General features: G+C 74.4%; 3 protein-coding genes and 5 pseudogenes. 5 read left to right on the forward strand and 3 right to left on the reverse strand.

The annotated features are described in order from the left end of the window. Positions 1–442 precede the first annotated feature (442 nt). The 4 genes and pseudogenes from KSK32_RS34400 to KSK32_RS32540 all read left to right on the forward strand — a co-directional run bounded on the left by KSK32_RS34400 (position 443) and on the right by KSK32_RS32540 (position 2,793). Positions 443–1,111, forward strand: a complete 669-nt coding sequence (locus tag KSK32_RS34400) for an oligopeptide/dipeptide ABC transporter ATP-binding protein (protein ID WP_305801550.1) — start codon at positions 443–445, stop codon at positions 1,109–1,111. Positions 1,112–1,279: 168 nt separating this feature from the next. Continuing rightward, positions 1,280–1,327: pseudogene (locus KSK32_RS33880) on the forward strand (hypothetical protein); the annotation flags it as partial. A gap of 220 nt (positions 1,328–1,547) precedes the next feature. Continuing rightward, positions 1,548–1,757 (forward strand): annotated as a pseudogene (locus KSK32_RS34730) (oligopeptide/dipeptide ABC transporter ATP-binding protein); the annotation flags it as partial. 358 nt (positions 1,758–2,115) lie between these two features. Continuing rightward, on the forward strand, positions 2,116–2,793 hold the full coding sequence (locus tag KSK32_RS32540; protein ID WP_308163829.1) for a dihydrodipicolinate synthase family protein: 678 nt from the start codon (positions 2,116–2,118) through the stop codon (positions 2,791–2,793). A gap of 202 nt (positions 2,794–2,995) precedes the next feature. Here KSK32_RS32540 and KSK32_RS32545 read toward each other — a convergent pair. Together KSK32_RS32545 and KSK32_RS32550 are read right to left on the reverse strand one after the other, a co-directional pair. Beyond that, positions 2,996–4,011, reverse strand: a pseudogene (locus tag KSK32_RS32545) (helicase-related protein); the annotation flags it as partial. 134 nt (positions 4,012–4,145) lie between these two features. Next, positions 4,146–4,962: pseudogene (locus KSK32_RS32550) on the reverse strand (SigB/SigF/SigG family RNA polymerase sigma factor). A 556-nt stretch (positions 4,963–5,518) separates the two neighbouring features. On the opposite strand from KSK32_RS32550, the gene KSK32_RS33890 reads away from it, so the two are divergent. Then, a complete protein-coding gene (locus tag KSK32_RS33890; RefSeq protein WP_254188929.1) occupies positions 5,519–5,785 on the forward strand; it encodes a hypothetical protein in 267 nt (88 codons plus the stop codon). 198 nt (positions 5,786–5,983) lie between these two features. On the opposite strand, the pseudogene KSK32_RS32560 reads toward KSK32_RS33890, so the two are convergent. Further along, positions 5,984–6,458 (reverse strand): annotated as a pseudogene (locus KSK32_RS32560) (phospholipase D-like domain-containing protein); the annotation flags it as partial.

The following is a 6,458-nucleotide window of genomic DNA, read 5'->3' on the forward strand; positions in this document are numbered from 1 at the left end:
TCGGCCTGGTGGGGGAGTCCGGCTCGGGCAAGTCGCTCAGCGTCCTGGCCGTGATGGGTCTGCTGCGGAGGGCGCCCGGGTACGCGGCGGGAATCCGCTTCCAGGACACGGACCGCTGAAGCTGAACGCCAAGGGCCGCCGCCCTGATGGGCCGCGAGATCGCGATGGTCTACCAGGACGCGCTGGTCGGCGCTGAACCCGGCGCTGCGCGTCGGCGCCCAGCTCGCCCAGATGATCCGCCCGTGGCGGCACCCGCTCGGCCGAGGAGCTGATGCGGCTGGTCGGGCTGGACCCGCGGCGCACGCTCGCCGCGTACCCGCCGAGCTTCCGGCGCGGCAGCGGCAGCGCGTGGTGATCGCCATGGCCCTGTCCCCGCGACCCGAAGCTGATCATCGGCCGACGAGCCGACCACGGCGCTCGACGTCACCGTGCAGCCCAGGTGATGAAGCTGCTGCTGGACCTGCGCGAGCGGCTCGGCTTCGCCCTCATCCTGGTCAGCCACGACCTCGCCCTGGTCAGCGACGTCTGCGACCGGGTCGTGGTCATGTATGGCGGGCAGATCGTGGAGACCGGCGTGACCGCCGACGTGATGGAGGCGCCCGCCCACCACTACGCGCGCGGGCTGCTCGGTTCCGTCCTGTCCCTGGAGACCGGGGCGGAACGGCTCACCCAGATCCGCGGCGTGGTGCCGTCACCGGCCGACTTCCCGAAGGGCTGCCGGTTCTCCGACCGCTGCCCGATGGCGACCGGGATCTGCCGGGACACCGCGCCCGCCCTGGAGGGCACGGACGGCCACGGGTACGCCTGCCACCACCCCCGCCGTCACCGTCAGCGAGAAGGAGCCGGCCCGATGAGCGCCACCGCCGAGCACCGGCCGATCGCCGAGCTGAGCGACGTGCACGTGGTGCACGCCTCGCGCGGCGGCGGCATGTTCAGCCGGGAGAAGGTCTACGCGCTCACCGGCGCCGACCTGGTGATCCGGTCCGGCGAGACGGTCGGCATCGTCGGCGAGTCCGGCTGCGGCAAGTCCACGCTGGCCAAGGTGCTCGTGGCCTGCAACGGCCGACCGCCGGCACGGTGTCGTTCGCCGGCAAGGACGTGTGGTCGATGAGCGCCGCCGAGCGGCGCGAGCACATCGGCGCGGGCGTCGGCATGATCTTCCAGGATCCGGCCACCTCGCTGAACCGCCGGATGCCGGTACGCGCGACATCCTGCGCGACCCGCTCGACGTGCACCGCCGGGGCACCCGGCAGCAGCGCGAGCAGCGGTGGCCGAGCTGATGGCCCTGGTGGGCCTGCCGCGCTCGGTCGCCGACGTGCTGCCCAGCCAGCTCTCCGGCGGCCAGCGCCAGCGGGTGTCCATCGCCCGCGCGCTGGCCCTGGAACCGGGCTGGTCATCGCCGACGAGCCGACCAGCGCGCTCGACGTGTCGGTGCGGGCCCAGATCCTCACCTGCTGCTGGACCTCAAGGACCGGCTCGGGCTGGCCATGGTGCTGGTCTCGCACGACATCCAGACCGTCAAGCGGGTCAGCGACCGGGTCGTCACCATGTACCTGGGCCGCGTCGTCGAGCAGACGCCCGCCGGCCTGCTGCCCGAGGGCGGCCGGCACCCGTACACCCGGGCGTTTTTCTCGGCCACGCCGGGCCTGCTGTCACCGATCGAACCCATTCCGCTGGTCGGCCGCGGTCCGTCGGCCACTCGCCCGCCGAGCGGCTGCCCGTTCCGGACCCGCTGCTGGGCCGCCACCGACGGCTGCGCCGTGGACATGCCGGCGCCGCGCCCCGCCGAGGGCGAGGGCCACGAGTTCCGCTGCCACCACCCGTGCCCGCCGGGACCGCGAACACCGAACTGGTCGCGCTCGCCACCCCGGCGACCGGCCGCACCGCATCTGAGTCTGTCGAGGAGAACCTGTGACCACCCCCGCCCCGCGGTTCGCCGGAGTCGTGCCGCCGGCCGTGACCCCCTTGACCGGGAGGGTGAGGTCGACGTCCACTCCCTGGAACGGCTGGTCGAGTGGCTGCTCGACGCCGGTGTCGACGGCATCTTCGCCCTCGGCAGCTCCGGCGAGACGGTCTTCCTCACCGAGGGAGCGGGACCTGGCCCTGGAGACCATCGTGAAGACCGCCGGCAGCGCCGTGCCGGTCATCGCCGGTTGCATCGAGCCCACCACCCGGCGGGTCGTGGAGCGGGCCGAGGCGTCCACCCGGCTGGGCGCGGACGGCCTGGTCGTGACCGCGCCGTTCTACGCCATCGTCGGCCCGCACGAGATCGAGCGGCACTTCCGCGCCGTCGCCGCGGCGGTCGAGCTTCCACTGCTGGCGTACGACATCCCGGTCTGTGTGCACAGCAAGCTCTCCGTGGACCTGCTGACCCGCTCGCCGCCGAGGGTGTGCTGGCCGGCGTCAAGGACTCCAGCGGCGACGACGTCGCGTTCCGCCAGCTCGCGCTGGCCATTGCCGAGCGCGCGCCGGAGCGCGACTTCAGCCTGCTCACGGCCACGAGGTGGTGGTCGACGCGATGATGCTCGCGGGCGGGTCCGGCTCGGTGCCCGGACTGGGCAACGTGACCCGGCCGGTTACGTACGGCTGCACCGCGCCTGCATGGCGGGCGACTGGGCCGCCGCCCGGCGGGAGCAGGACCGCCTGACCCGGCTGTTCCGCATCGTCGACGCCGCCGACCCGGCCACCTCGGGGCGCCCCCGGGGCGTCGGCGCGTTAAGACCGCCCTGGCGCTGCTCGGCGTCATCGCCGGCAACGCGGTGTCGCTGCCGCTGCGGCGCTGGACGCCGCTGAGACGGGCCGCGTGCGTACCCAGCTGGAACTGGCCGGGCTGCTCTGACCATGCCCGAGGTGAGCACGACCGGTCGGTCGCCGCACTCGACATCGGCGGCACCAAGACCACCGCGCCCTGGTCACCGCCGGCGGAGAGGTCGCCGGCCGGCGCACCGCGCCGACGCCTGGTCGCTCCGGCGCCGCCGCGGTGCTCGACACGGCCGCCGGGCGCCTGTCGTCCGGCCCGGCCGGCGCGCTGGGTGGCGCCCGCCCGCGACACCGGCACGGTCACCAGCGCGCCCAGCCCTCGGGCCAGGTCGGTGCGGGGCACCCGGCTCAGTCGGGCGTCCACCACCACCCGTACGCCGGGGACTGTCAGGCTGCTCTCCGCCACCGCTGTCGCGAGCACCACGCGCCGCCCGGCGGCCGGGGTGGCGCCGCGTCCTGGGCGGGCCCCGGCAGCCGTCCGTGCAACGGCAGCACCGCGACCTCGCGCAGGCCGGCCAGGCGGCCCGCGACGGCGGCGATCTCACCCGCGCCGGCAGAAGCGAGCACGTCGCCGTCGCGTTCGCGCAGCGCCCGGCGCACGGTGGCGGCCACGTGGTCGAGCAGCGCCGGATCGACCCGCCCGCGCCGGGCGGCGTCACCGGGCGCGGCGTGGTGCCCACACCCGCTCGACCGGGTGCAGCGCTGCCTCGACGCGTACCACGGGGGCGGGGACCGCCGGTGCCGAGCAGCGCGGCGAAGCGGTCCGTCCGCGAGTGGCCGACATCGCCAGCAGCCACAGGTCCGGCGCAGCGTCGCGCGGGCCTCGACGCTGAACGCCAGCGCCAGGTCGGCGTCGAGGTGCCGTTCGTGGCACTCGTCGAGCAGGACCGCGCCCACGCCCGGCAGCTCCGGGTCGTGGTGCAGGCGGCGGACCAGCAGGCCGGTGGTCACCACCTCGACCGGGTACGTGGTCCGGCCCGGCGCTCGCCGCGCACCGCGTACCCGATCCGGTCGCCGACCCGCTCGCCGAGCAGGGCGGCCATCCGGTGCGCGGCGGCGCGGGCGGCGACCCGCCGTGGCTGGGCGATCACCACGCGGCCGGTGACCGCGTCGGCGCGGCGAGCGGCGCGGTGGTGGTCTTGCCGGTACCCGGCGGCGCACCAGGACGGCGGCGCCGCGCTCGCGCAGCGCGCCGACGAGCGCCGGCAGGACCGGGCGCACCGGCAGGTCGAGCGGGATGTCGGCGAGCACCGGCCCACTCTCGCACCGCGCCGCCGGACGGTCCGCGTCACCCCCCGGGACGTGGAACGGCCCGGCCGGCGCACCGCCGACCGGGCCGGGTGGCCGCCGCGCCCGGTCCGCCGACCCGGCCGCCGCCCTCCTTGCTAGTACGTTCCGTCGAGCTGCCCGCGCAGCTTGGTGAGGGCCCGGGCAGGAGCCGGGACACGTGCATCTGCGAGACGCCGATCTGCTCGGCGATCTGCGACTGGGTCAGGTTGCCGTAGAGCGCAGCGTGAGGATCTTCTGCTCGCGCTGGTCGAGCGTGGCGAGCGCCGGGCTGAGGGCCACCCGCATCTCGGCCAGCTCGAACTCGCCGTCCTCGCCGCCGAGCAGGTCGCCCAGCTCGGTGGCCCGCTCGCCGTCGCCGGTCGGGGTGGACAGCGACACCGCGTTGTACGCGCGGGCGCCCTCCAGCCCTCCAGCACCTCCTCCTCGGTGAGCTTGAGGTGGGCGGCGATGTCGGCGACAGTCGGCGAGCGGCCGAGCGTCTGGAGCAACGTGCTGTTGGCGTCGGAGATCGCCAGGCGCAGCTCCTGGAGCCGGCGGGGCACCCGATGTCCCAGGTGCGGTCGCGGAAGTGGCGCTTCAGCTCGCCGATGATGGTGGGGATGGCGTAGCCGGCGAAGTCGACGCCGCGCGACGGGTCGAACTTGTCGATCGCCTTGATCAGGCCGATCGCGGCAGTCTGCGCCAGGTCGTCGTTGGGCTCGCCCCGGCCGCTGTAGCGGTGGGCCAGGTGGTTCGCCAGCGCAGCCACGCCTCGATGGCGCGGGTCCGCGCAGCGCCGGCCGCGACGGGTGGTCGGCGGGCAGCGCGGCCATCGCCGCGAGCAGGTCGGCGGCGCTGTCGGTGAGCGAGCGGGGTCGAGCTTCGCGGAGGCGCCGGCGTGGTCGACGGGGCGCTGATCGTGGGAGCGGTCATTACTGGTCCTCCCTGCACCTCGTCCACGGAAGAAAAAAGAGCGTGACGCTCAGGTTTAGATGTCGGTCGTACGTTCGGAAGTCACCATAGCCCGATCGTCCTGCGGAAATCTAGCCGAAAGTACGATGTACTTAAGGTGTAAGCAGCCAGAAAAAACGTGAGCCGGTTGATATCGCGCTCGGCGGGGTGGCGAATGACGCTGACCGGTCGGCCCGGGTCGTACCCCGACCGGTCAACGTGGAATCCGACAGGTGGGCGAAGTGTCGCCTTTCTGTCGTTGTCCCGCGACGGGGACCGCCCGTAGCGTCCGTAGCGACACGTCAACGGAGGCACCGTGCTGGATCCGCCGCGCCACAACTCGTCATCAACGCCCGGACACTGCTGTTCAGCTGGCTCCCGGCGGACCCCGGCGCGGTCGACACACTGCTGCCCGCGGGCCTGCGCCCGCACCCGCAGCGACAGGTCTTCGTCAACCAGTACGTGGTCGACGACGAGACGCAGACCTCGGGCTTCGGGGCGTACTCGCTGACCTACCCTGGGAGTCTCACTGGCGGACATGGACCCGCCCGACGGCGAGACGCCGGGCGGCTGGTGGACGCACTACCTCGCCTCCAGCGAGCGGGTCCGGCGGTACGCCGCCGCACGGGGCGTACCGGCCGCGATTGGAGAGACCCGCCTCGACCTGCGGGGCGACCAGCTCATCGCCGAGACCCGGGCCGCCGACGGCACGCTGTTGATCCGGGTCACCGCCCGGGTCGGCACACCGGCACCGAGGCGCACTACGGCCACCACCGCTACCTCACCCGCCACGACGGCGAGCTGATCGTCACCGACTACCCGTACGTGGCGGAGCCGGTGTCACCGTTCGAGGTCGAGTCGGTGGAGTTCCCGGTGCGGAGCACCCGGTCCACAGCGCTGCGTCCGGCCAACCCGCTGCACGTCTGCTGGGGCTTCTACTCGCCGCGGGTCTCGTTCGCGTACCCGGCCCGCCCGGACGTGCCGCACGAGGTGGCGGACCTTCCCAGGTGCCGGCCCGCCGGGCCCGTAGCGGCCTGCCGTCCGGGTCGTAGACCAGCCGGTACGCGGGCAGCGCCCAGAGCCGCGTATGCCAGGGCAGCCGCGCCGGGCGGTGCGGCCGCAACCGGCCCGGCGGACGGGGACCGGCCCGGCCCCCGGCGTGCCAGCCGTCCAGCTCGTCGGCCGCCGCGGTGATCGCCGCCACCGCGTCCGCCGGGTCCAGCAGGTCGTCGTCCTGCGCGCCGCCGGGATCGCGGTCCAGGTGCTCGCGCCACAGCCGCAGCCGCAGGTCGCGGGCGAACACCCGGGCGCCGTCGCCCAGCCCGGCCGGGTCGACCGGCGCCCGTTCGTCGCGGGTTCGTCGAGCACCGCGCAGGACAGCTCGCTGTCGTGCGTCCAGGACCGGCGGTTGAAGTTGTCGCTGCCCACGCTGGCCCAGACGTCGTCCACCACGCAGACCTTGGCGTGCACGACACCGG

This window comes from Micromonospora sp. WMMB482, assembly GCF_019038635.1.
GTDB lineage: Bacteria > Actinomycetota > Actinomycetes > Mycobacteriales > Micromonosporaceae > Micromonospora > Micromonospora marina.

Bases quoted from the DNA above. Each gene is read 5' to 3' on its own strand.
- KSK32_RS34400 (WP_305801550.1), top strand. From the start codon at position 443: ATGAAGCTGCTGCTGGACCTGCGCGAGCGGCTCGGCTTCGCCCTCATC.
- KSK32_RS33890 (WP_254188929.1), top strand. From the start codon at position 5,519: ATGGACCCGCCCGACGGCGAGACGCCGGGCGGCTGGTGGACGCACTAC.